The organism is Wukongibacter baidiensis (genome assembly GCF_050888315.1).
In the GTDB taxonomy this organism is placed as follows: domain Bacteria; phylum Bacillota; class Clostridia; order Peptostreptococcales; family Caminicellaceae; genus Wukongibacter; species Wukongibacter baidiensis.
The window spans coordinates 4,345,058-4,371,137 of record NZ_CP138202.1; the positions used below are offsets into that span (position 1 = coordinate 4,345,058).

Genomic DNA, 26,080 nt, shown 5'->3' on the forward strand with positions numbered 1-26,080 from the left:
ATAAAATGTATTATATTTTGATATCATAAATTATTTTATCATAAAGTTAAAGGGATTGCATAATCAAAACCCCAGTAAATTCTGCTATTTTAAGATAATACATAATAACATATATTTATACACATAAGATAATTGTATGAATTTTAAGAATTTAATAATTGAAATGACTATCAATTATATGATATTATAATATGTAGTATTCTATATATGATTTGAACACCATATATAGAAAGTATTTTTTAAGTCCATCTAATGGATAATAATGAGTTTAGCTAATTGACAATAAATTGACAAAATATGTTTCCGATGATATAATTTTTTTAAAAAAGTTTATAAGTAGGAGTAGTTGAATATGAGCGAAAGATCTAAGATATCAATGGCTGTTATAAGAAGATTACCCAAATATCATAGGTATTTGAAGGAATTATTAGATAGAGATATAAAGCGAATTTCATCAAAGGAACTTAGTGATATAATTGGGTTTACAGCGTCACAAATAAGACAAGATTTGAATAATTTTGGTGGATTTGGACAGCAAGGCTACGGTTATAACGTAGAAGAGCTTTTTTATGAAATAGGTAAGATTTTAGGTTTAGATAAGACCTATAAGACAATAATTGTTGGAGCAGGTAACTTAGGACAGGCCTTAGCAAACTATACAAATTTTGATAAGGTTGGCTTTGAGGTAAAGGCTTTATTCGATATCAATCCCAAGCTTTTCGGTATAAAGATAAGGGACATTGAAATTAAAGATATGGACTATATTGGAGAGTATATAAAGGAAAATGGAATTGATATAGCTATTCTTTGTATAAATAAGGATAATGCTCAAGATGTTACAGACAAACTAGTTTCAAGCGGAGTTGAAGCGATTTGGAACTTTACACCTACAGACTTAAAGGTTCCTGAAAATGTAATAGTTGAGAATGTTCATTTAGTGGAGAGTTTACTAACTCTTACATATCTCTATAAATCTAATAATGAATAGGTCTTAATGGAGGGAAATATGGACAAGATTTATAACGATGATACAGTTTATTTTATTTCCTATTCTAAGCTTCCAAGTACTATCTCAGCGGCAAAATTAGTTAGTGTGGTAGGCGTAGGACTCGTTATAAATATCAAAACAGGAATAATTGAAGATACAAGCTGTACCTTGATTACTAGTGAAGCTAGGAGATTTTTAAAGGATATTATAGTAGGACATAACATCCATGAAGATGGAGTAGAAAAACTAATTGAAAAAATTCAATTTAGATTCCATGGTTTATCTCAAAAAGCTATTTGTGTTGCTGTAAAGGGGACAGTTGAAAGATATGAAACTTGGAAGGCAGAATTGAAAGCTAATGAAAATCAATAAAAATAATTAATAAAAATAAGAAGAATTCTTCTAAACGAGAAGAATTCTTTTTTTGTGCCATTTTTTAGGGGAAACATGTTTCAGAATTTTTATTTTGCAGAAATTTTTTCAAGATAAATCTTATCTAAAAATGAAATTGATTTTGCAAAAGGCTGCATAGTTAAAGTAATACGAGATAGCTATTAAAGAGAAGAATATCAATTATTTTAGCCTATATATCCCTAGTTAAACCTTGGATTTTGGAAATTAAAAAATAACTCTAAACCTTGTAATTTGCAACATGAATCACAAAACTTGCAGCTAAGAAATGAAGAGAGAGATTAGAGAAAAACAAGGTATTGATAATAATATAACAAGCATGTATACTGTATGTAGTATACTGAATCAAACTAAATGATTAGAGAAGGTGTGATAAAAATGTTAGAGATAAATGTATGTATAGGAAGTGCATGTCATTTAAAGGGAGCCTACAATGTCATATCAAATCTTCAAAAGATAATAAAAGAGAAGGAACTAGAGAAAAAGATTGAAGTGAAGGCGGCTTTTTGTCTTGGAGAATGTACAAAGGCAGTATCCGTGAAGCTTGACGATGACTCGATCGTTTCTGTGAAAGAGGATGAGGTCGATAAGTTTTTTGATAAATACCTTGCAGGGAGGTTATAAATGTGGATTATGTAAATATAACTAAAGCAAATTGCAAGAATTGCTATAAATGTTTTCGAAACTGTTTACTAAAATCCATTAAGATAAAGAATGAGCAAGCAGAGATGGTAAGCAAAACATGTATCTATTGCGGCCAATGCTTGACATCATGTCCACAAGGAGCTATAAACTATGAAAGTGATTTAAAACTGGTAAAGGATGCAATAAAGAGTGGCAAAAAGGTCATCGCAAGCTTGGCCCCCTCGTTTATGGGATCATTTGAGATATTCGATGCTGGACAGATCGTTACTGCGCTTAAAAGACTTGGATTTGCTAATATTGAAGAAACCGCCATGGGTGCAGAGATAGTTAGCAAATTATATAGAGAGTATGTTAAGAAGGAAAAAAAGGATAATATAATAACTACATGCTGCCCTTCAGCTAATCTATTAGTAGAAAATTATTATCCATCCTTAATTGAATATATGATTCCAATAGTATCTCCAATGATTGCCCATGGTAAGACCCTAAAAAAAATATACGGTGGGGATAGCTTTCTAGTTTTTATAGGTCCTTGTATAAGTAAGAAAATAGAGGCCAAGGACTTTCAGCATGATACTACAATAGATGCCGTGCTTACCTATGAGGAACTTGCAGCATGGTTTGAAGAAGAAAATATAGATTTAAAATCATTAAAGAGCGATGATTTTGATAGGGACTCCTATAAATGCGGAAGTGGCTTTCCTTTGACTGGCAATATAATAGAAAATATTTTTGAGGAAGAAATTTCCCCATATGAATTAATAAGTGTAAATGGAATCAATGAATGTAGAGAGATACTAGAGTGCATTGAAAAGGGCGAACTTAACAGCGTCTGTATAGAGATTAACATATGTAAAGGTGGATGTATAGGCGGCCCAGGTACTGCTAAGGATTCAAATTCATTCTATATTAGAGAAAAAAGAGTTAAGGACTATGTAAGAAACAAGGTAAAGATATCAGATACACGAGATCTTTATATATCAGATGAAATGAATCTGAATAAGTTGTTTTTTAATAAGAGGATAAAGAAAGACCTAGCTGGTCCAGAGGAGATTGAGTCCATACTAAGAAAAATGGGAAAATACAAAAAAGAGGACGAATTAAACTGTGGAAGTTGTGGCTATGATACATGCCGTGAAAAGGCCCAGGCAGTCTTCGAGGGTAAGGCGGATCAAAACGTATGTCTACCCTATATGAGAAATAAATCCGAAAGCTTAACAAATATAATCTTTGAGTACAGTCCAAATCTTATTTTTGTACTTAATGACGAATTGAATGTGCTTGAGTTCAACCCATCAGCTGAGAGGGTTTTTAAGGTAAATGCTGATTATATAAAGGGAAAACCCATATCAATGTTAATAGATAGTAGTGACTTTGCGGAGGTTATAAGAAATAAAGGGAATAAGCTTGCTAAGAAGATTGTTTATTCAGGCTACGATGTGGTTTTACTTCAGAGCGTTTTATATCTAAGCGACCAAAATCTCCTTTTAGTTATTATGACGGATATAACCATGGAAGAGAAGCAAAAAGAAGAGCTAAATAAGGTAAAGGAAAATGCTGTGAAGGCTGCTCAGAATGTGATTGATAAGCAGATGAGGGTAGCCCAGGAAATAGCTAGCTTGCTTGGAGAAACTACTGCAGAAACTAAGAGTACCCTTACAAAACTAAAAATGATAGCATTAGCAGAAGATGGTGATCTAAGGTGAATTATTTTATAGATATTTCATACGATAGCTTAAACAAATATAGTGAAGAACTATGTGGTGATAAGGTTGAAATAGTTCATACAAATGATAGCGTAATAATTGTTTTAGCCGATGGACTGGGAAGTGGTGTGAAAGCAAATATATTAGCGACCCTCACATCAAAGATTGCTGCAACTATGTTGAAGGAAGGATCTACTATCTATGAGACAGTGGATACGATTAGTAATACTTTACCTGTATGCAAGGTTAGAAAACTGGCCTACTCAACCTTTACCATAGTAAAGGTATATAACAACGGTAAGGTATATATAGCAGAATGCGACAATCCGCCCATCTTTTTTATAAGGGATAATAAGATATTAGATATAAAAAAGACAGACAAGAATATAAATGGGAAATTGATAAAAGAAAGCGAGTTTATGCTTCAAGAGGGAGACGTAGTAACCATGACAAGTGATGGAGTAGTCCATGCCGGTATAGGAGGCGTTCTAAATCTTGGATGGCAATGGGACAATGTTGCTGAATATCTAGAAAAATTATCAAAGGACGTAAGAAGTGCTAAAAATATCTCAAAGGGACTTGTTAATACATGTAATAAATTGTATGTAAATAAACCAGGTGATGACACAACAGTTGCAACAATAAAAATAAGGGCTCCAGAGGTAGTTAATCTATTTACAGGGCCACCTAAGGACCCAACCATGGATAACTATGTAATAGACCAGTTAATGAAGCAAAAGGGGAAGAAAATAGTCTGTGGAGGGACAGCTGCTAAAATAGCATCTAGGGAACTAGATGAAGAATTAATTACTAGTATAGAATACATAGATAAAGATATACCTCCAACTGCAGCAATAAATGGAATTGATTTGGTAACAGAAGGGGTGTTGACCCTAAGTAAAACTGTTGAAATAATAAGGTGCTTTATTGATTTTTTTTGCGACAAGTATACAGTATACAAACCTGAGAAAAAAGATGGAGCTTCGATGCTTGCAAGGATACTTATTGAAGAGTGTACTGATATTAATCTTTGGGTTGGTAAGGCTATTAATCCTGCCCATCAAAATCCGGATTTACCCATTGATTTGAGTATAAAGCTTAATGTTGTTGAGGAATTAGTAGAGCTTATGAAAAAACTGGGTAAAAATGTTAACTTGATGCATGTTTAAGGTGTAGATGTCTGATAGGTAAATTAAACTAACTCTTAAGATTTGGAGTGAAATATCATGAGAAGATTTGAAAACGATGTTCAGGTAATTAAATATGAAGTTTTAAAGGAAGTAGCTAAGCAAGCCATGGAAGGTAAACTTGAAGAAGAATATGATACTATTCCTGAAAAAATCAGCCCTGGTCCTAAGCCTAGAACAAGGTGCTGTGTATATAAAGAGAGAGCAATAATAGAAGAGAGAGTTAAAATAGCTAGAGGTGGAGATAGCGAAAACAAGAACAATATTGAAATCATAAGTATAGCCTGTGATGAATGCTCAATAAACCGTTATACCGTTACCGAGGCATGTAGAGGCTGCCTAGCTAAATGGTGTCACGAGGCATGTCCTGTTTCAGCCATATACTATGTAGGGCATAGAGCATATATAGATACAAAGAAGTGTATAGAATGTGGTAAATGTAAGAATGTTTGTCCATATAATGCTATTTCTGATGTCATGAGACCATGCAGAAGGGCTTGCGATGCAAAGGCTTTATATATAGATAAGGATAAGAAGGCAGTTATTGATAATGAAAAGTGTGTACAGTGTGGAGCTTGTGTTTATAAATGTCCATTTGGTGCCATTATGGACAAATCCTATATAGTAGATGTCGTAGAGCAATTAAAGATTTCAAAGCAAAATGAGACTAAGGTATATGCCGTCGTTGCTCCTGCTATTTCAAGCCAGTTTACACATGTAAAAATTGGACAATTGATAAGAGGCATTAAGCTTTTAGGATTCCATGATGTAATTGAGGCTGCATTAGGTGCAGATATTATTGCCTATCATGAGACAGTTGAGTTTGCAAAGGAAATAGATGATAAGCAATTAATTACTAGCTCATGCTGTCCAGCCTTTGTTAGACACATAAAGAATAACTATCCAGAATTAGAAGATAATATATCTAGTGCCGTTTCACCAATGATAGCGGTATCAAAACTAATTAAAAGGATGGACGAGGATGCAAAGGTAGTCTTTATTGGTCCTTGTACGGCGAAGAAGATGGAGATCAACGAAGAAGATATACAGGGCTGGACCGATTATGTAATTACATTTGAGGAGCTTACTTCTATGTTAGATGCCGCAGAAATTAATCTAGAGGAATGTATAGAAGATCCATTGGATAATGCTTCTTTCTATGGAAGAATCTTTGCTCGTACGGGAGGCTTAACCGAGGCTATTAAACATGTGATAGAAGAGGAAAAGTTGGATACAGAGTTTAAAGCGATTAGCTGTGATGGCCTAGCTGAGTGTGATAAAGCTTTAAAAATGGCAAGGGTAAATAGGTTAAAGGAAAATTTCATAGAAGGAATGGCCTGCAAGGGGGGATGTATAGGAGGCGCTGCATCTGTACATCATGGGCCTAAGGACCGCAATGAAGTAGATAAGTATGGGAAATTAGCTATAGAGAAGAAAATAAAGGACTCACTAAGGATTATAGATTTAGAAAAATTAGACTTAAATAGATAGAATGGGTTGTCTCATAAAACTATCTTATGAGGCAACCCACTTTCAGTACTAGATGCGAAGTACGTGGTGTGCTGTGTAGACTTTTATTGGAGGGGTCTACTACGCATTTCTTACCATGTTCCTCGCATAAATAAGCGCCCTAACGGCGCTTATTTATTTTTATGCAAGTTTTTCTTTGCTTGAACGCTGAAGTAAATATATAGCTCCTAGAAGAACAAGTCCTATACCGCTAGTTATATAACTTGGGTTAACCAACATCAAACCTGAACCGAAGAGTACAAGTCTCTCCCAAGCTTTAGCAGGTTTTATAAAGTAACCACTAACTCCACCAGCGATACCAAACATACCGATTAGAGCAGTAGCTAGGGCGATAATAACTGTTAAAGGATTTGCATCAACTAAAACTAGCACAGGTGATGTAGCGAATATATATGGAACTAGATATGCTGCAAATGCCAGCTTTGAAGCTTCAACACCAGTTTTAAATGGATTTGAACCAGCTATACCAGAACCAGCAAAGGCTGCAAGTGCAACTGGAGGTGTTATATCTGCTACTATACCGAAGTAGAATACGAAAAGGTGAGCTGCTATTACAGGAACTCCAACCTTAATTAATGCAGGTGCTGCAATAGTTGCCTGAACAATATAGTTAGCTGTAGTAGGCATACCCATACCTAATATGATTGATGCAATCATAGTTAAGAACATTGTAAGATAGATATTTCCACCAGAAAGTAATACGATACCATGAGAAAGCTTTATACCAAGTCCTGTAAGTGTAACAACACCAACTATTATACCCGCACTTGCACAGGCCATTACAACAGGAAGTGCACTTCTTGCTCCCTCTTCCAGTCCCTTGATAACTTCCTTTATACCAAATTGTTGATCCTTATCTACATAAGAGTTTATAAATCCAATCAATATGGAAGAACCGATACCCCAGATTGCTGCATTCATAGGGGTTCTACCCATTACAAGACGACCAACGATAATAAAGATCGGAATACTTAAGAACCATTTCTCTTTTAAAAGCTTTCTAGCCTTTGGAAGTTGACTCTTTGGAATACCTTCAAGACCATTCTTCTTAGCTTCTAAGTGAACCATTATAAATATTCCAGTAAAGTAAAGAAGTGCTGGTATTGAAGCTGCTAAAGCGATTGTAACGTAAGGTAAATCCGTAAACTCTGTCATTATAAATGCCGCTGCACCCATAACGGGAGGCATTAACTGTCCACCGGTAGAAGCAGCTGCCTCTACGGCTCCTGCAAACTCAGATCTATATCCAATACTTTTCATGAGAGGAATAGTAACGGATCCAGTACCAACAGTATTGGCAACAGAACTACCAGAAATAGTTCCTTGAGATGCACTTGCAACGATAGCTGCCTTAGCTGGACCACCTGTAGTATGACCTGCTATTGCAAGGGCTAAATCAGTTAACCAGTCACCTATACCCGTCATCTTTAAGTAAGTAGCAAATAACAGGAATAGGAAGATAAAAGTAGAAGAAACCATTATTGGAGTACCAAGTATTGATTCAGTACTTATCCATGCATAGGTAGCTATTCTTTGAAGACTATATCCACCGTGGGAAAAGAATCCCGGTACATAATTTCCAAAGAAAGCGTATAGTAAGAAAGCGCCTGAAACCGTTATTAATACCGGTCCTGCAACCCTTCTTGTTGCTTCGATTACTAGAATAACAGCTATAATAGAAATTATCACATCGACTTGAGTATAAGCACCTGCTCTGAATAATAAAGATTCGAAGTTAAAAACATGGTAACCTACAACTAAAATTGATCCAGCTAAAAGAATAAAGTCATACCATTTAACCTTGTTTGACTTATCACTTGTTCTAAGTGGGTAAAGCAAATATACTAAAACAAGGGCAAAACCTACATGTACTCCTCTTTGGATTGTAGGAGGTTTTAGACCAAAGGTAGCGGTATAGAGTTGCCATAAACTCCAGACTATTGCTATTGCAAAAACTACCTTTCCTAAAAGCCCGGTTAATTTTCGATAGGTAAATTCTCTATCATATTTTGCCATGAGTTCTTGTTGTTTTTCTTCATCTAGTGTTGGCTTTAGATTGTTTACACTCATTTAAAAAAATGCCTCCTCAATTAAATATTTTATAAAGCTTTTCTTTACTACTCTAATTTTTACAAATCCCCCAGGCTTATAGATATCCTTAAGGGGTATAACACTATCTCTTACGTGCAGCGTATGATTGGCTACGACCTTTCCTATTACTATAGGAACAGAATCGAATATGACATCATAATTATAAACTCTTATATGATCATCATTGTATTCCCAGATAGTATCATAGTCAGGGCTAGCCGGTAAGTTAGCACTGAAGGTATCAAATATCATTTCATATATAGAAATATTTAAATCGTTTTCAATTTTATAGGTTTCAATAACGGGTCTAAGACTTACTGAATGTGTCCATTTTACAGAAAATTTCTCTTCGGGTCTAACAGGAAGCTGAAGTAAAACTTTATTAAAGTTTGGACCTTTATCTGCTACATACACCTGGAGTAAAGTCATTTTATAAAATGAAAGTATTGAAAGTATAATTACGATACATATTATTGCTAATTTTGATTTTTTCATATGATTTTGAGTTTAAAAGACCGAGATAGGATAAACTATCTCGGTCTACCTAAAACTTACTTAATACCTTTTTCGTCGTAATATTTTTGTGCTCCAGGATGTACAGGTGTAGTTACACCACTTATAGCGTTCTCAAGTTTGATTTGCTTTCCTCTTGCATGACCTTGAGCTATTTCTTCTGTGTTTTCGTACATGTTCTTAGTTAATTCATATACTAAATCTTCAGGTAAATCTTCTTTAACATACATTACTGCTTGAAGAGTTACAGTAGTAGCGTCTGTTTCTTGTCCTTTGTACTTGCCACCTTCGATATTGAACTTGGCAGCGAAAGGAACTAATTCTTTAACCTTATCGAATTCAGCGCCATCCATTTCAAGGATCTTAACTGGGTTAGTAGTAGCTATTTCTTGAACTGCAGAAGCTGGGAATGAAAGTACTGCAAAAGCAGCATCGATATTACCATCTTTTAAACCAGCAACAGCATCAGAGAAACTACCAGGCTTAGGAGTATAGTCCTTTGGACCAATTCCGTAAGCTTCTAATATTTTCATTGCAGTTACATAAGTACCACTTCCCGGAGGTCCAGGATTGATTGCTTTACCTTTTAAGTCAGCGATTGATTGAATACCTGTAGCTTGAGTAGTTATAACATGAATAACCTCTGGATATACAACTCCAACAGCTTTGAAGTTCTTAAGCGGTTTGCTAAAGCTCTTTCCAGTACCATTGAAAGCATCGTCAGCTATGTTATTCATAGCAAGAACTATGTCTACTTCTCCAGATGAAACTCTGTTTATATTCTCAACAGAAGCTCCTGCAGGCTGGATTGTAACGTTAACGCCTTCAATCTTGTTGTTCCAAACATTTGCTATTGATCCACCAAGTGGATAATAAGTACCTGAAGTACCACCTGTTGCGAATGCTAATTCTAGCGTATCGCCAGATTTTGCAGCTTCTCCACCTTCTTGTTTTGCTTCTTCTTTAGGTGCAGCTTCCTCAGCAGGTTGACTACAACCTGTGAATACTAGCGCTAGAGCTAGTACCAGTACAAGCAAAACTGATAAACTTTTTTTCATTAATATGCCCCCTCATTTATTTTTTTTAAACCCTTAATTTAAGAAGAATATTTGAACATATACAATGTAAATAATCTCATTAATTTTACCTTTTCAAGAAATCATTTATTTATATTTGAGATCTAAAAGGGAAAATAAAAATTTAGGACACTTAGGCCCTTATTTTTAGAACGAATTTTCCTGAGAAAAGTCTAATCCTATAATGAAGATTTTAAATATGGTATATATTCATGAAAATAAAGGGTTTGAAAACAGAATAGAAAATTATGTCAAAAACAATAAAATCCCAGATAAATAATCCACATAATACTAATAAGGCATACTTAAAAAGCCATGTGAATATTATACCGGGTTCCACTAGTTAAGCTATTATGGGATACATAATAGCCATTAATAGAGCGTATAATAACTTACATATTTGTTAAATTAAATCAATCAATCTATTACAATTATAAAATAATTATATAATTAAGTCAAGCAAAATGGTTTCAATGTCTAGAAAATTCAGTATATAATACATGGATACAAGTATGCGATAAAACATATTGAGTTTTTAATTTTTCTTAACAATTTAATATTATACTGGAGACTACAGAATCCTACTAAAACCTACAAGAAAAATTTTAAAACTTATTGAAAATTTAGACTTGGATTATTTTACATAAAGAAGATCTAGTTGAAATAGGAGATATGGTTATAGTTAATTTTCATTTAATATTATATATATAACCCGTAAAACTATATTATGATTATTAATAAGTAAACTCTTTCATTTTATTTAATTTATAAAATTTTCGCGTTTAAAGTTTATTAGAATTATAAATCTCTTAAAATTACTGATAGTTTTATAATACATATGGAAAATATTTAACTTTTGGAGATTTAAATCACTTATATAATTCACAGCAATAATCTTTAATTGTGAATTTTCATAGAAAATAGTATTGTTGAACATGAAATTCCTACATCTATATATAATAGACTTTTCGCAGAGTAATATATAATTATTATAGAGGTTATCAGGATATTAATAAAATTATTATATGAAGTTAGTTTGTGAAAAAATTATTAAAGTTGTGAGAAAATTGTTATAAGTAAAGAAAATTTTGAAAATAAGGTATTGACTAAGGAGGTTAAATACTGTACAATATATTTTAACAATGTATAATATTGAAGGCTGGAGAGAAGGAGAGCCACACAAGTCAACCTATAGCATAGGTTCGCTTCGTGTGGTTTTTATAATGCATAGGAAATTATAAATGTATAATATTGTAGAAGATTTAGAAGACTGTATAGTATGATAAGATAAGGTCCAATCAGAGAGTTTCAGCTAAACTTACCTTTTAAATAAACGCATCTAAGACTTGCATATCGATAGAACTGACAAGGCGAGTAATAAGATTTTTATAATACATTAGGAAATTATAGTTTTTTAAAGCTATAGATAAATATAATTTCCATTATGTGTTTCAAAGGTTAACATTAAGAATCTTTATAAAAGACTTTGTTTTCAACAAATCCTTGAAATTACACATCTATACACTATAGGAGTGATTAAAATGATTCATAAATTTCATAACAGAGTAGAAAATAATCCTATTATTGCAGCAGTAAACAATTTAGACAAACTTGATTGTGCTATTCAATCACCCTGTGAAGTTATTTTCTTGCTTACGGGAAGTATATTCGATTTAAAGGAAATTGTAAGAAAAGTAAAGGATGCTAATATGGATATATATATTCATATTGATTTAGTAGAAGGTTTTTCAAAGGATGCAGTAGCATTAAAATATATTAGTCAAAAAATTAAGCCAGATGGAATAATCACTACAAAAAGTAATCTAATAAAGAAGGCAAAAAGTATGAATATATGTGCTATACAAAGATTGTTTATGCTTGACTCTCTATCCCTTGAGACAGGAATAAACTCAGTGTATTCGACAAAGCCAGATGCAATAGAGATCATGCCAGGAATTATGCCCAAAGTTATTAAAACAGTACACGGTAAAACGAGGATACCCGTAATAGCTGGTGGACTTATTAGTGATAAAGAGGATGTAATTGAATGTCTTAAGGCAGGTGCTGTAGGTATTTCTACAAGTAAGGAAAAAATTTGGAGTATGTAATTTTTTTGACCAAGGGGAAAACGTTTGGACAAAAAATTAACAATATTTACTTTAGGGAGGTGATTTTGGAAAAAATCAGATTGCGTTGTTAAAGAAAATAACTAAAAAGCTAGGAGGGGAAAAATGAAACATTTAGGAACAGTTATAGGAAGTGCTATTGCAGGTATGTTTGTTATGAGCGTTTGGGGTAAATTTGTTGAGGCCTATGGTATTGGTGGTGGCTGGTTTGCAGGACTTGCGATTATCGGAACAATGTGGTTTTTAAATCATTATATTGGTGCTATTAATAATGATGGAGCTTTTGTTGACATGGCATTAGGTATAGGTGTAGCAGGTACAATGAGAGGCGTGTTCGAAGGTGGATTAGAGGCTGGTATAGCATCAATACCAACTTTAGGGATTACTTTAGTAGGTGGAATTTTTGGTGGTTTAGCCGCATATGCGCTTGAAAAACACCTAGCTAAAAAAGAGGAAGCTAGCGCTTAAATGAACTTAAAATATTTTATTGAAGGGGGCAATTGACAAATGACTACTGCTAATATGATTACAACGTTTGCTGGTGCATTTATATTCCCATTTTTAATTAGATTATGTTGGGGGAAAATGTGTGAATCATGGGGAGCCATTGGAGGATGGATGGCTGCAGGATTTATAGTTGGTACTACATGGACTTTAAACCATGGAGTTGGATTCATGGTACAATCAGGTCCAGCATGGATAGATATGGCTTGGGCAGCTGCTGCTGGATTATTTGTGGCTTCAGTGGCTTCTGGTGATGACGCTGGAAAAGGTTTTACAAATGCATTTTTCGCGATTATCGGCGGAGTATTAGGTGGATTTATACTTTCATGTCTAGGTTAATTCAGTTTTAAAAAGCATAATCATAAAAATGTCATTTTATAGTTTATTTCTAAAAATATTCATATAACATCTAAGTATTAAGTGTGTACTGCAAGAGAAAAAAGATTATACTGTATCAGAGTACAATTAAAAAATTTTAATAAACTGAGCAAATTGCATAATTACTATCTAAAAAAAAATTACTACTATATATAGTCTTAAAAGCCCTAGAGCCATACAACTTTTATTATGCAATTTCATCAAATAAAAATAGGGGGTAACAAAAATGACAAAGAAGTATATATTAGCTTTAGACCAAGGGACTACAAGTTCAAGAGCAATCATATTTAATCATGACGGTGAAATCGTAAAGGTAGCTCAAAAAGAATTTACTCAAATCTATCCTAAGGCTGGTTGGGTAGAGCATGATCCAATGGAAATATGGGGATCTCAAAGTGGAGTTGCTAGGGAAGTTTTAGAAACTACTGGAATTAGTCCAGAAGAAATAGCTGCAATCGGTATTACAAATCAAAGAGAGACAACAGTAGTATGGGACAAAAATACTGGAAAACCTATATATAATGCTATCGTATGGCAGTGTAGAAGAACAGCAGGAATATGTGATGATTTAAAAGCACGAGGACTTGAAAGTTACATTAGAGAAAATACAGGTCTTGTGGTAGACGCTTACTTCTCTGGAACTAAGGTTAAGTGGATACTTGACAATGTTGAGGGAGCAAGGGAAAAGGCTGAAAATGGAGAGTTGCTATTTGGTAATATAGATACTTGGTTAATATGGAACCTTACAAGAGGACAGAAGTTCGTAACTGACTATACGAATGCTTCTAGAACTATGCTATATAATATTAAGGAACTTAAGTGGGATGAGAAAATCCTTAAGGAGTTAGGAATACCTGCTTCAATGCTTCCAGAGGTTAAGCAGTCAAGTGAAGTATATGGATACACTGATCCAAAGACCTTTGGTGGAGCAGAAATTCCTATAGCTGGTATAGCAGGAGACCAACAGGCAGCTTTATTCGGTCAGGCATGCTATGAGGCAGGTATGGCTAAGAACACCTATGGAACAGGTTGTTTCATGCTTATGAATACAGGAGAAGAAATGGTTCCATCAAATAATGGATTATTAACTACAATCGCTTGGGGTGTAGATGGCAAGGTAGAATATGCTCTAGAGGGAAGTATCTTTGTAGCAGGAGCATCTGTTCAGTGGCTTCGAGATGAATTAAAATTAATCGATGATGCAAAAGACAGTGAGTACTTCGCAACTCAGGTAGAGGATACAAATGGTGTATATGTAGTGCCTGCATTTGTTGGTCTTGGAGCACCATATTGGGATATGTATGCCAGAGGAACCATAGTAGGACTTACTCGTGGAGCGAATAGAAACCACATAATTAGAGCGACACTTGAGTCAATTGCTTATCAGACTAGGGATGTACTAGAAGCGATGCAGGAAGATTCAGGTATTGACCTTCAAGCACTTAATGTAGATGGTGGAGCAGTTGCAAACAACTTCTTAATGCAGTTCCAATCAGACGTACTAGGAGTACCTGTAGATAGACCAGTGGTTGCAGAGACTACAGCACTTGGTGCAGCATACTTAGCTGGTTTAGCAGTTGGATTCTGGGAGAGTAAGGAAGAGATAGCTAAGAAGTGGGCTGTAGATAAGCACTTCGATCCTGCAATGGATAATGAACTTAAGGAAAAGAAATATGCAGGATGGAAGAAGGCAGTTAAGAGAGCATGTGAATGGGAAGAAGCTGAAAAGTCTGAAGCTTGTGCAGAGGCTGCTGCTTCTGAAGAATAATTCACACTTTACAAATATAATTGATAATGATATATTTATGTTAAAGTTAATATTCTAAGGCGTGAGATTTGGAGAGCCGCATGAGTAAACCTATGCATATAGGTTTACTTGTGGGGCTTTTTTTGATGTTTCTCAAAATTTAATTTGGGTCAAAGCTTTTGAGGTATAGGCTTTATTGATATCACAATATACTTTGGATATTTTGGCTAAAGAGGGTCAGACTTAAACTATATTTGAAAGGATTGACCTGAAAGGGAAATTACAAAGTATCAAGGGCGTCTTTGTTTAAAATAAGGAGGGGTTTAGTATGTATGATGTGGCTGTAATTGGTGCTGGTATAATAGGAACTTTTATAGCAAGAGAGTTGTCGAAGTACGACTTAAATATTGTTTTGATAGAAAAGGATACGGACATAGCAAATGGAACGACAAAGGCAAATAGTGCTATTGTCCATGCTGGATATGATGCGGCGCCGGGTACGCTAAAGGCAAGCCTGAATGCTAAAGGAAATCCTATGTTTGATAGGGTCTGTAGGGAGCTTCATGTTCCTTTTAAAAGAATTGGGTCACTTGTAATAGCTACAAATGAAGAAGAAATAGATAGTATAAAGGAATTATATGAAAAGGGTATTAAAAACGACATTCCAAACATGGAGATTCTTAGTCGGGATGAGATAAGGGAGATGGAACCTAATTTAAATCAAGAAATCATCGGAGCTCTGTATGCGCCGACAGCTGGCATCGTTGGTCCTTGGGAATTGGCAGTTGCATTGGCGGAGAATGCAGCAGACAATGGCGTAGAAATTAGATTGGATAGTGAGGTAACGGACATCCAGAAGGCAGAAGAAGGATACATTCTATCTATAGGCGAAGAAACCTTAGAATCAAGATATGTAATTAACTGCGGAGGAGTTTACGCGGGAGAGATAAATGAAATGGTTTCATCAAAGGACTTTGAAATCTTTCCAAGAAGAGGCCAATACAATATTTTAGATAAAAATGCCGGTGAACTTATAAATCATGTTATTTTCCAAGCTCCAACTAGATTGGGAAAGGGTACACTAGTGACACCTACAGTACATGGGAATCTGTTAGTTGGTCCCGACGCTGAAGATATAGATGATAAAGAGAATACATCAACTACAAAGGAAAGAATTGAGTTTGTTCGTAACATATCTAGAAAAACTACAGACAAAATACATTTTGGTGCAACGATTACAAGTTTTTCTGGTCTTAGAGCAAGACCTAGCACAGGGGATTTTATTATAGAAGAGGCCAAAGAAGCAAAGGGTTTTATAAATGTAGCGGGAATTGAATCTCCTGGACTATCGGCAGCTCCTGCGATTGCTGAGTATGCTATAGACATTCTCAAAGGTACAGTAGGAGAGTTAAAGGAAAAAGAAAATTTCACTAGTACTAGAAAAACAGTTATTCATTTCATGGAACTTAGTGATGAAGAAAAGACTAAATTGATTAAAGAAGATCCTCGTTATGGAAGGGTTATATGTAGATGTGAAAATATCACAGAGGGTGAAATAGTTGATATTATCAATAGAAATGCAGGTGCAACAACTGTAGATGCCGTAAAAAGAAGAGCTAGACCTGGAATGGGAAGATGTCAGGGTGGATTCTGTGGACCAAGGGTAATGGAAATTCTTGCAAGAGAATTAAATAAAGACATAAAAGAAATTGTAAAAGATAGTAGAGATTCTTATATATTGACGGGCGAAACAAAAAGTCTAGCATAGCAGTGAATTAATAGGAGGTGAGATAATGCTATCATATGATATCGTTGTAATTGGTGGTGGACCTGCAGGATTAGCTGCAGCAATTGAGGCAAAAAACAATGGCGTAGATAGTATTTTAGTAATAGAGAGAGATAGAGAGCTGGGTGGAATATTGCAACAATGTATCCACAATGGATTTGGGCTACACATATTTAAGGAAGAATTAACTGGGCCAGAATATGCTGAGAAATTCATTGTGGAGTTAAAGAAACTAGGAATAGAATATAAGCTCGACACAATGGTTCTGGATATAAGGGAAGATAAGGTAGTTAGTGCAATTAATACAGAAGATGGATTTATGACAATAGATGCAGGTGCAATAGTATTGGCAATGGGATGTAGAGAAAGAACTAGAGGAGCAATAAATATTCCAGGTACAAGGCCAGCCGGTGTCTTGACGGCTGGAACAGCCCAAAGATTTGTAAACATGGAAGGATATATGGTAGGCAAAAAGGTAGTTATACTAGGATCAGGGGATATCGGACTTATAATGGCTAGAAGAATGACCCTTGAAGGCGCTGAAGTTTTGGCTGTGGCTGAGCTTATGCCTTTCTCAGGTGGACTTACTAGGAATATTGTACAATGCCTTGAAGACTATAATATCCCTCTACTTCTTAGCCATACTGTAACTGAAATTAAAGGTAAGGATAGAGTAGAAGGTATTGTTATTGCCAAGGTAGACGAAAACAGAAAGCCTATCCCGGGAACGGAAAAGCACTTTGAATGTGATACATTACTATTATCGGTAGGGTTGATCCCAGAAAATGAGATATCTGAAAAAGCAGGAATCAATATGGACCCAGTTACCTCAGGACCTATTGTAAATGAAGCAATGGAAACAAGCGTAGAAGGTATATTTGCCTGTGGAAATGTTGTTCATGTCCATGATTTAGTAGACTTTGTTACGGAAGAAAGTAGAAGAGCAGGGAAAAATGCAGCAAAGTATATTAAAAATGAAATTAAAAAAGAAGGACTAATGGCCGATACAAAGCCAGGAAACGGGATTAGATATATTGTACCTCAAAGAATTAGAACAGAGAACGTAGATAAGACATTAGATTTATTCATGCGAGTAGATGATGTGTATAGTGATATGAATATGGTTATCAGTATCGACGGAAAAGAAATTAAAAGGATGAAGAAAAGGCACTTAGCTCCGGGTGAAATGGAAGCTGTAAAAATTAAAAAGGATGATCTAATGGCTTCAGAGTGTTCCGTGATTACGGTATCATTGGAAAAGGAGGGCGCGTAACATGAAGGGTAAAGAAATGGTATGTATAGTATGTCCGTTAGGATGTCGTATCAGTGTATCAAAGGAAGAAAGCGATTATACTGTAGATGGAAACAAATGCCCCAGAGGAAAGGACTATGGGATTAAAGAGCTAACTAATCCAACGAGGGTACTAACAACGACAGTAAAGATTAAGGATGGCCTATTAAATAGACTACCAGTAAAAACAAAGGAAGCTATTCCAAAGAACAAAGTTTTTGAATGTATGAAAATAATAGATTCTATTGAGATAAAGACACCGATTTCTGTTGGTGATGTCATCGTTAAGGATATATTGAATACTGGAGTAGATGTTATTGCATCTAGGAGTATGTAAATACTAAAAATCGGCATTTGCCATTCAGGCTGCTGACAAACCCGAATTTCTTCGTTGTTGCTGAATCCAAGAACCCTCACGTATGTATATATACGCTGCGGTCTCTTGTTTTCAGCACGCCTCGAACTTCAGATTTCTCAGCAGCCTGATGTCTTGTTGACTAAGTCAACAATCCCAAAATCGGCATTTGCCGATTTTTATCATTTTTGTTATAATAAATGAAAACAATTATCAGCAGGTGATGTTGTGGCGAATTACTATAATCAAATTAATATGATGATGGAAAAGATAATCAATAAGATTCTTATTACCGATAAAAAGGGATTTAAAATAGGAAGAAAGAATGAAGAGCTATCGTTGCTAGACATACTTGTAATAAAGAAAATTGGAAGCAATAGCATGAAGCCGATTTACAGCCTTGTAAAGGAAACAGAAATAGACAGGGGTGTAATATCTTCTATCATAAATAAACTTGTGGCAAATGGGTATATAAAGAAAGAAAAGGCTAAAGAAGACAAGAGGGTTAATATGGTTATACTAACAGAAGAAGGAGAAGAGGTTTATAATAAAATCCTAAAGGGTCAGTCAGATATCTTAGAGTTCATTTTAAATGATATAACTCTTAATGAAGAAAAGACGATCATAAAGTTTTTAAGTAAGGTTAATCAGAAGATGATGTATTAGATTAAGATAAAGGAAACACTAGAACTTAGAATGTCCTTTATATAAAGAAAAAAACCTAAAGTATCTATTAGATTAGGTTACTTTTTCGTACCTATAAATAAAAAAAAGATCAAGCTCAAAGCTTAATCTTTTTTAAATCGTATTATTTATGTATTTACTATACTGGTTGAGGTGCGTCTACAGGACATACGTTAGCGCATGCTCCGCAATCAATACAACCATCAGCATCGATTACATATTTGTCATCTCCAGCAGTGATAACAGTAACTGGACATTCTGGTTCACATGCTCCACAGTTAATACAAGCTTCATTAATTACATAAGCCATTGTAAAAAACCTCCTTAAATTTATATATTAAAATTTATTTTCTGATGTATTACGTATTGAATTATACAGCAAAATAGGTATAGGAAACAACATAAAAATGTTAAAAAAACAAAAAAAGTGCTAAATTATAATGATTCTCATTGTATTTATAATTACTTTGAAATAAAATATATAACATATGATATAGAACAACTTTTAGGAGGCAATAAATGAGAGTAGTTGCGCTAGTCGGAAAAAGCGGCACTGGGAAAAGCTATAAAGCTTTATCACTTGCCCATGAGAAAGAAATAAATTGCATTATTGATGATGGCCTTTTTATAAAGGGAAGAAAAATAATAGCAGGACGTTCAGCAAAAAGAGAGAAGACTAAAATTGCAGCAGTTAAGAGAGCATTATTTATGAATAAACAACATAGAGAGAATGTTATAGAGAAGCTTAAGGAACATAATCCTCCTAGCATTCTATTAATAGGCACCTCTGAAAAGATGGTTAATCAAATTTCAGAAAACTTAAAGATAGCGCCTATTGACGAAATAGTATATATTGATCAGATAGCTAGTGAAGAAGAGATAAAGATTGCCAGGGAATCTAGAATGAAACAAGGAAAGCATGTAATACCTGTACCCACTTTTGAGCTTAAGAAGGATTTTTCTGGATATTTCATTGATCGACTTAAAATATTTGGAAGGAAAAAGGATAATACCTTGCAAATAGCTGAAAAATCTGTTGTTAGACCGACCTTTAGCTATATGGGTAGATTTACTATATATGATAGAGCTATTGTTCAGATAGTAAGACATGTTATTGAGGATGTTGAAAGTATTTATAAAATAAATAGGATAAAAATAATTAACAATCAATCGGCAATAACAATTAATATCGAATTGGTACTAAAATTTGGATTTAAAATTCCAGACACTATAGCATCTATTCAGAAGCTAATAAAGAGAGAAGTAGAGCATATGACGTCCTTGAATATAACAGCTATAAATATTGTTATAAAAAGTTTACAAATAAATTATTGATAAAATATTTACAAACATTTAACTATGTGTTATAATTCCATTGTAGAAAAGCAGTGGAATTTTTTTATGACACATAGAAAATAATAGCTACATCAGATGTGTAGTTAGATACAATTTTCCCTATGTGTTGAAAAAAGTCAGCCTCGAAGATATTTAAAGAAGAGAAGGCTTTTTTATTTATGAAAAGGGAAAACCTTTTCCCATCAAATTCCAGATTATTCTGAAAATTAATACAAGTTATTACTTTAACAAAGCCAAAAGAGAATTGTTAAAAAAGCAAGCAAAAATCATAATAAGAGGGAATTTGATTATAATAATTATAGTTTAAGTTATCGTTTTCGATAAGATCTGTGATAAAAAGATTTTATTGAATAAAAGTTATATTGAAAAATATGAGGAGGTTTCTTGCAATGACACAGAAAACTATGAACGCTCAGGAGTACATTAATGGAGTTTTAGAAACAGTTAAGCAAAGAAATTCAAGTGAACCAGAATTTTTACAAGCGGTTGAGGAAGTATTAGTTTCATTAGCACCAGTTTTAGAAAAGCACCCAGAGTATATTGATGCTAATCTTTTAGGTAGAATGGTTGAGCCAGAAAGACAAATAGTATTCAGAGTACCATGGGTTGATGACAATGGGAAAGTACAAGTTAACCGTGGAATGAGAGTTCAATTCAACGGAGCAATTGGACCTTACAAAGGTGGTTTAAGATTCCATCCTTCTGTATACCTTGGAATCATTAAATTCTTAGGTTTCGAGCAAATATTCAAAAACTCATTAACTGGACTTCCAATAGGTGGAGGTAAAGGTGGATCAGATTTCGATGCAAGAGGAAAATCTGACGCTGAAATCATGAGATTCTGCCAAAGCTTCATGACTGAGCTTTATAGACACATTGGACCAGATGTTGACGTTCCAGCTGGAGACATCGGTGTTGGTGGAAGAGAAATAGGATATCTATATGGACAATATAGAAGAATCAGAGGAGCATTTGAAAACGGTGTTCTTACAGGTAAGGGCCTACCTTATGGCGGTAGTTTAATTAGACCAGAAGCTACTGGTTTCGGTGTAACATACTTCTGTCAAGAAATGTTAAAGCATGAAGGTGAAACTTTTGAAGGTAAGACAGTAGCTGTATCAGGTTTCGGTAACGTTGCTTGGGGAGCATGCCAAAAAGTTTCTGAATTAGGTGGTAAGGTAGTTACACTTTCAGGACCAGATGGATACATCTACGATCCAGATGGAGTAACTGGAGAAAAGATAGATTACTTAGTTGAAATGTTAAATGAAAATAAAGGTGCTAGAGTTAAAGATTACGCTGATAAATTTGGTGTAGAATTCTTCGCAGGCGAAAAGCCATGGGGAGTTAAAGTTGATATAGTAATGCCATGTGCTATCCAAAATGATATTAAAATAGAAGATGCTAAGAAGATAGTTGCAAATGGAGTTAAGTATGTTCCAGAAGGTGCTAACATGCCTTGTACTAACGAAGCTATTGAATACTTCTTAGAAAATGGAGTAATAGTAGGACCTGCTAAGGCAGCTAATGCTGGTGGAGTTGCTACTTCAGCTCTTGAAATGTCACAAAATAGCATGAGATTAGCATGGACAAGAGAAGAAGTTGATGCTAAGTTACACCAAATCATGATCAACATCCATGACAATGCTATGAAGGCTGCTGAGCAATATGGATTTGGATATAATCTAGTTGCTGGTGCTAATATAGCTGGTTTCTTAAAAGTTGCTGATGCAATGCATGCTCAAGGAGATTACTAAAATTTAATTTAAGACAATACATCTGGAGGGTCCTATAATTGGGGCCCTCTTCTCCTTTTATAAAGCTTAACCTACGCAAGCTTTTTGACGTGTAGAACTATAGATAAACAAAGCTGACTTTAGATATCTTAAGTGGCATATCTTTCTATTGACTGAAAATAGAAAAAAATCTTGAAAAGGTATTATGGCTAGGTTATAATTTAACTAATATATGGAGATTTTTATAAAACAATATTGAGATTAAGAAAATCAAATAATAAGTTGATTGAGACTGCTTTATTTGCCGTAGTGTTGACCTACAGCATTACTTAGTGAATAAAATCCAGTACGATATGAATGATTTTAAAACAATTCATATTAGTATTGGATTTTTTTGTTTTTCTAATGATTTAGGCCTAAGGAAACTATTCAGAGATATGATTTTTAGATGTTTAAAGGAGGTGATGGTAAAATGGAGAAATATGATGAAAATGTAGTTTATTTTATCTCATATGCTAAATTACCAGCTAATACTCCGGCAGCAAATCTTCACGGAGTAGTGGGTTTTGGCCTATTTATTGACGTTGAGAAGGGAGTAATAGTGGATACCAGCTGCACTTTACTTACGGAAGAGGCAAAAATATTCTTAAAGGAAATAATCATAGGTCATGATGTTCATAGTGAAGGGATAACGCCATTAATTGAGAAGGTAAAATTGAAGTATCATGGTTATGCACAGAAGGCTATTTGTGTGATCTTGAAAGATACTTATAACAGATATTTAGAATGGAAAAAAAGTATATAGAAATTGAAATGTAGATTTATAACCCGGATTATTCATGAAAAGTTTGAAAGTGTGCAAGTAATTTTGAATTCTAAGACTTTCATCAAGTTCGAAGGCATACCCAGACGGTACGTCGAGAATTTGATGGAGGTCTTAGAATCAAAAGGACGTAGCAGAGTTTTGAATTTTTCATGAATAATCTGGGTTAATAAGTGGGTTTTATATAAAAAGAAGAGGTGATATTGGATATGAATAAAATACAAGATGTAAACGAGGCTATTTCTTTTATTAAGGATGGTATGACAGTTATGATAGCCGGGTTCATGGGAGTAGGGACTCCTCATAGTATAGTTGACAAGATGATTGAAAAGGGAATTAAAGACTTAACTATTATTTGTACTGACACTGCTAGACCAGACTTTGGGATAGGAAGGCTTATATCTAACAAAATGGCGAAGAAAGTAATAGCTTCGCACATAGGAACAAATGCAGAAACTGGTAGACAGATGAATGAAGGAGAATTAGAAGTTATATTAACTCCTCAAGGAACCTTAGCGGAGCAAATAAGAAGTGGCGGAGCAGGATTAGGAGGCTTCCTAACACCTACAGGCATTGGAACTATAGTAGAAGAAGGTAAGAAAAAACTAGAAATAGAAGGTAAAGAATATATATTAGAACTGCCACTTAGAGCTGATATTGCACTTATACAGGGTGCTAAGGTGGATAAGAAGGGTAATATCTATTATGATTTAGCGGCAAGAAACTTTAACCCATTAATGGCAACGGCAGCAGACCTTGTAATAGTTGAAGCAGATGAAATCGTCGAAGTTGGAGAAATAAACGCAAACGATGTTATGACACCGGGAATATTTGTTGACGTTATCATAGAAGGGAGTAAGTAGATATGGATAAGGCTAAAATGAAAGAGATTATAGCTAAGAGAGTAGCAAAGGAGCTTAATGACGGAGATGTTGTTAACTTAGGGATTGGTTTACCAACAATGGTAGCTAACTATATTCCCGATGGTGTAGAGGTAATACTTCAATCTGAAAATGGATTTCTAGGCATGGGCCCGGCTCCGGCAGAAGGGAATGAAATTGAAAACCTTGTAAATGCTGGAGGTATGCCTGTCACTACGGTAGCAGGAGCAGCCTTTTTCGATAGCGCAGCTTCCTTTGGTATAATCAGAGGTGGTCATGTTGATGCGACGGTGCTTGGGGCATTACAGGTAGATGGAGAAGGAAACTTAGCCAACTGGATGATTCCAGGGAAAATGGTGCCAGGTATGGGTGGCGCTATGGATCTAGTTGTAGGAGCAAAAAATGTTATAGTTGCAATGACCCATACGGCAAAGGGAAATGCCAAAATATTAGAGAAATGTACCCTTCCTCTGACTGCAAAGGGACAGGTTAATTTAATAGTTACTGAAATGGGAGTGATGGAGGTAACTGATAAAGGCTTAGTATTAAAAGAAATAAATTCTGAGTTTACAGTTGAAGAGATTCAGGCTGTGACTGAAGCAGAGTTAATAATCCCCCAGGATTTAAAGAAAATGAATTTGTAGAAAATTCTAAGAAGACTGTTGCAGAAGTTTCTGGTTTCATATAAAATTAAAGTAATTAAGATATAAGTGAATATGGAAAATGTAAAGAAATTTAGGTGCCTTACTTCTATTTTATTTGAAATAATGAAAGAATTAAGGAGAATAGGGAATGAAGTTAAAATCTTCAGCGGACCCACCACTGTAATGGGGAGCCTTTAGACATGATGCCACTGTTTTATACTTAAGACGGGAAGGCGTTTAAGGGTATCGATCCAAAGCCAGGAGACCTGCCTATAATTTGATGATACATGAATGACGGTAAAGTTCATGGTTTGTTTACTATGTAAGCAAACTATGGACTTTTTATTTTTTGCTAATAAAGGATGAGTGTGGAGATAAGGGAGGATTATAAAATGGAACTATTGAGACAAACTTTGGAGAAAATTGGTCCACTTGATGATGAAACTATGGAAAGATCTAGAACTAGAGTTGATAATCTAATAAAACCTAAGGGAAGTCTTGGGAAATTAGAAGAAATAGTTGTGAGGTTATCGGGGATTACTGGAGAGTTATTCCCAAAGGTGGATAATAAAGCCGTAATAGTTATGGCAGGCGATCATGGCGTGTATGAAGAGGGGGTGGCGCCTGATCCTCAAATACTTACAGCAGTTCAAGCTTGTAACTTTCCTAAAGGCATAACGGGAGTATGCGCCTTGGCTAAGCAAGCTAAAGCAGATGTAATTACTGTTGATGTCGGTGTGGCATCAGATCTAAATGAACCGAGGGTTATTAATAGGAAAATAAAATATGGAACTGATAATATGGCCAAGGGACCTGCCATGACAAGGGAGGATGCGATAAAAGCCTTGGAAGTCGGTATTGAAATAGCCGATGATGAGATAAAAAAAGGTAGGAATCTTCTTACTACTGGAGAAATGGGGATAGGAAATACTACTCCGAGTGCTGCTATAGTATCGGTTTTAGGAGGGTATGATCCCCATGAGATTGCTGGAAGGGGAGCGGGATTGCCGGTAGAAAGACTAGTTCATAAGGCAAATGTAATCAAAAAGGCTATTGAAACTAATAAACCGGATATGAAGGATGGAATAGATGTTTTATCCAAGGTAGGTGGATTTGAAATCGGTGCTATGGCCGGGGTTATGCTTGCGGGAGCTGGTAATAGAGTGCCTGTGGTGGTGGATGGCTTTATAGCCACAGCAGCTGCATTGATTGCTTGCACCATAGAGCCAAAGGTAAAAAACTACTTGTTTGCTTCCCATGTCTCTATGGAAAAGGGTGCAGCTAAAGCTTCAGAACTTCTAGGGCTAGAGCCAATGTTAAATATGGGTATGAGATTAGGAGAAGGTACTGGGGCTGTTCTGACATTTAACATAATTGAGTCTGCTGTCTATATGAATAGGGAAATGATTACCTTTGAAGAGGCAGGAATAATAAGAAATTGATAATAATCAGTGGTTATAGTTCAATTTTATCGAGTTGCTATAAAAAGTGTTACATTTATAGTAACTCTTTTTTTGATAAATTGTATATATTTAACAAATTATAAAAAACATACAATGATTAGAGGGAGGGACAATTTCCTTAAAAAAATCTTTGTATAATATTTACATATATGCAAGACA

At 34.8% G+C, this 26,080-nt stretch carries 24 protein-coding genes and 1 riboswitch; of the genes, 20 read left to right on the forward strand and 4 right to left on the reverse strand.

Annotated features, from left to right (window positions below; translation table 11 throughout):
- Nucleotides 1–352: 352 nt before the first annotated feature.
- The 6 genes from R9X47_RS19570 (at nucleotide 353) to R9X47_RS19595 (ending at nucleotide 6,428) form a co-directional block, all read left to right on the forward strand.
- Entirely contained in the window at nucleotides 353–988 is a 636-nt protein-coding gene (locus R9X47_RS19570) for a redox-sensing transcriptional repressor Rex (RefSeq protein WP_432662740.1), read from the forward strand.
- 18 nt (nucleotides 989–1,006) lie between these two features.
- Complete coding sequence (locus tag R9X47_RS19575; protein ID WP_432662741.1) at nucleotides 1,007–1,360, forward strand: DUF3870 domain-containing protein; 354 nt, start codon at nucleotides 1,007–1,009, stop codon at nucleotides 1,358–1,360.
- A gap of 417 nt (nucleotides 1,361–1,777) precedes the next feature.
- Nucleotides 1,778–2,023 carry a (2Fe-2S) ferredoxin domain-containing protein gene (locus R9X47_RS19580; RefSeq protein WP_432662742.1) on the forward strand — a complete coding sequence of 82 codons (246 nt, stop codon included), beginning with the start codon at nucleotides 1,778–1,780 and terminating at the stop codon, nucleotides 2,021–2,023.
- A gap of 2 nt (nucleotides 2,024–2,025) precedes the next feature.
- Nucleotides 2,026–3,750, forward strand: coding sequence for a [Fe-Fe] hydrogenase large subunit C-terminal domain-containing protein (locus R9X47_RS19585; RefSeq protein WP_432662743.1), 1,725 nt, complete (start codon nucleotides 2,026–2,028; stop codon nucleotides 3,748–3,750).
- Nucleotides 3,747–4,919 carry a SpoIIE family protein phosphatase gene (locus R9X47_RS19590; RefSeq protein ID WP_432662745.1) on the forward strand — a complete coding sequence of 391 codons (1,173 nt, stop codon included), beginning with the start codon at nucleotides 3,747–3,749 and terminating at the stop codon, nucleotides 4,917–4,919. The genes R9X47_RS19585 and R9X47_RS19590 overlap by 4 nt, the downstream gene beginning before the upstream one ends.
- 57 nt (nucleotides 4,920–4,976) lie before the next feature.
- Complete coding sequence (locus R9X47_RS19595; protein ID WP_432662746.1) at nucleotides 4,977–6,428, forward strand: 4Fe-4S dicluster domain-containing protein; 1,452 nt, start codon at nucleotides 4,977–4,979, stop codon at nucleotides 6,426–6,428.
- Between the two features lie 159 nt (nucleotides 6,429–6,587).
- On the opposite strand, the gene R9X47_RS19600 is transcribed toward R9X47_RS19595, so the two are convergent.
- The 3 genes from R9X47_RS19600 to R9X47_RS19610 form a co-directional block, all read right to left on the reverse strand.
- Nucleotides 6,588–8,537 carry a TRAP transporter permease gene (locus R9X47_RS19600; protein ID WP_432662748.1) on the reverse strand — a complete coding sequence of 650 codons (1,950 nt, stop codon included), beginning with the start codon at nucleotides 8,535–8,537 and terminating at the stop codon, nucleotides 6,588–6,590.
- Nucleotides 8,538–8,972: a DUF1850 domain-containing protein gene (locus tag R9X47_RS19605; RefSeq protein ID WP_432662750.1), complete on the reverse strand. Its 435-nt coding sequence runs from the start codon at nucleotides 8,970–8,972 to the stop codon at nucleotides 8,538–8,540.
- Between the two features lie 137 nt (nucleotides 8,973–9,109).
- Entirely contained in the window at nucleotides 9,110–10,129 is a 1,020-nt protein-coding gene (locus R9X47_RS19610; RefSeq protein ID WP_432662751.1) for a TAXI family TRAP transporter solute-binding subunit, read from the reverse strand.
- Nucleotides 10,130–11,688: 1,559 nt separating this feature from the next.
- Here R9X47_RS19610 and R9X47_RS19615 point away from each other — a divergent pair.
- The 8 genes from R9X47_RS19615 (at nucleotide 11,689) to R9X47_RS19650 (ending at nucleotide 19,000) form a co-directional block, all read left to right on the forward strand.
- Nucleotides 11,689–12,255, forward strand: coding sequence for a glycerol-3-phosphate responsive antiterminator (locus R9X47_RS19615; protein WP_432662753.1), 567 nt, complete (start codon nucleotides 11,689–11,691; stop codon nucleotides 12,253–12,255).
- 123 nt (nucleotides 12,256–12,378) lie between these two features.
- Nucleotides 12,379–12,741: a Lin0368 family putative glycerol transporter subunit gene (locus R9X47_RS19620; protein ID WP_432662754.1), complete on the forward strand. Its 363-nt coding sequence runs from the start codon at nucleotides 12,379–12,381 to the stop codon at nucleotides 12,739–12,741.
- A gap of 39 nt (nucleotides 12,742–12,780) precedes the next feature.
- Nucleotides 12,781–13,116: a Lin0368 family putative glycerol transporter subunit gene (locus tag R9X47_RS19625; protein ID WP_432662755.1), complete on the forward strand. Its 336-nt coding sequence runs from the start codon at nucleotides 12,781–12,783 to the stop codon at nucleotides 13,114–13,116.
- 265 nt (nucleotides 13,117–13,381) lie between these two features.
- Nucleotides 13,382–14,923 (forward strand): glycerol kinase GlpK, encoded by a 1,542-nt coding sequence (glpK, locus tag R9X47_RS19630; RefSeq protein ID WP_432662756.1) that lies wholly within the window; start codon nucleotides 13,382–13,384, stop codon nucleotides 14,921–14,923.
- A gap of 307 nt (nucleotides 14,924–15,230) precedes the next feature.
- A complete protein-coding gene (locus R9X47_RS19635) occupies nucleotides 15,231–16,670 on the forward strand; it encodes an NAD(P)/FAD-dependent oxidoreductase (protein WP_432662758.1) in 1,440 nt (479 codons plus the stop codon).
- A 25-nt stretch (nucleotides 16,671–16,695) separates the two neighbouring features.
- Entirely contained in the window at nucleotides 16,696–17,961 is a 1,266-nt protein-coding gene (locus R9X47_RS19640) for an NAD(P)/FAD-dependent oxidoreductase (RefSeq protein ID WP_432662759.1), read from the forward strand.
- Nucleotide 17,962: 1 nt separating this feature from the next.
- Nucleotides 17,963–18,316 carry a DUF1667 domain-containing protein gene (locus tag R9X47_RS19645; RefSeq protein ID WP_432662760.1) on the forward strand — a complete coding sequence of 118 codons (354 nt, stop codon included), beginning with the start codon at nucleotides 17,963–17,965 and terminating at the stop codon, nucleotides 18,314–18,316.
- Nucleotides 18,317–18,562: 246 nt separating this feature from the next.
- Nucleotides 18,563–19,000: a MarR family winged helix-turn-helix transcriptional regulator gene (locus tag R9X47_RS19650; RefSeq protein ID WP_432662761.1), complete on the forward strand. Its 438-nt coding sequence runs from the start codon at nucleotides 18,563–18,565 to the stop codon at nucleotides 18,998–19,000.
- Between the two features lie 157 nt (nucleotides 19,001–19,157).
- Here the strand turns inward: R9X47_RS19650 and R9X47_RS19655 are convergent, their stop codons facing one another.
- A complete protein-coding gene (locus tag R9X47_RS19655; protein WP_432662762.1) occupies nucleotides 19,158–19,328 on the reverse strand; it encodes a DUF362 domain-containing protein in 171 nt (56 codons plus the stop codon).
- 209 nt (nucleotides 19,329–19,537) lie between these two features.
- Here R9X47_RS19655 and R9X47_RS19660 point away from each other — a divergent pair, with 209 nt between their 5' ends.
- From R9X47_RS19660 to cobT, 6 genes are all read left to right on the forward strand, one after another.
- On the forward strand, nucleotides 19,538–20,353 hold the full coding sequence (locus R9X47_RS19660; protein ID WP_432662763.1) for an Asp23/Gls24 family envelope stress response protein: 816 nt from the start codon (nucleotides 19,538–19,540) through the stop codon (nucleotides 20,351–20,353).
- Nucleotides 20,354–20,778: 425 nt separating this feature from the next.
- On the forward strand, nucleotides 20,779–22,131 hold the full coding sequence (gene gdhA / locus R9X47_RS19665) for an NADP-specific glutamate dehydrogenase (protein WP_432667669.1): 1,353 nt from the start codon (nucleotides 20,779–20,781) through the stop codon (nucleotides 22,129–22,131).
- 451 nt (nucleotides 22,132–22,582) lie between these two features.
- Complete coding sequence (locus tag R9X47_RS19670; RefSeq protein ID WP_432662764.1) at nucleotides 22,583–22,915, forward strand: DUF3870 domain-containing protein; 333 nt, start codon at nucleotides 22,583–22,585, stop codon at nucleotides 22,913–22,915.
- A gap of 227 nt (nucleotides 22,916–23,142) precedes the next feature.
- A complete protein-coding gene (locus R9X47_RS19675; protein WP_432662766.1) occupies nucleotides 23,143–23,796 on the forward strand; it encodes a CoA transferase subunit A in 654 nt (217 codons plus the stop codon).
- Between the two features lie 2 nt (nucleotides 23,797–23,798).
- A complete protein-coding gene (locus tag R9X47_RS19680; protein ID WP_432662768.1) occupies nucleotides 23,799–24,458 on the forward strand; it encodes a 3-oxoacid CoA-transferase subunit B in 660 nt (219 codons plus the stop codon).
- A 76-nt stretch (nucleotides 24,459–24,534) separates the two neighbouring features.
- Nucleotides 24,535–24,746: riboswitch (cobalamin riboswitch) on the forward strand.
- A 104-nt stretch (nucleotides 24,747–24,850) separates the two neighbouring features.
- Nucleotides 24,851–25,900: a nicotinate-nucleotide--dimethylbenzimidazole phosphoribosyltransferase gene (gene cobT / locus R9X47_RS19685; protein ID WP_432662769.1), complete on the forward strand. Its 1,050-nt coding sequence runs from the start codon at nucleotides 24,851–24,853 to the stop codon at nucleotides 25,898–25,900.
- The last annotated feature ends 180 nt before the right edge of the window (nucleotides 25,901–26,080 follow it).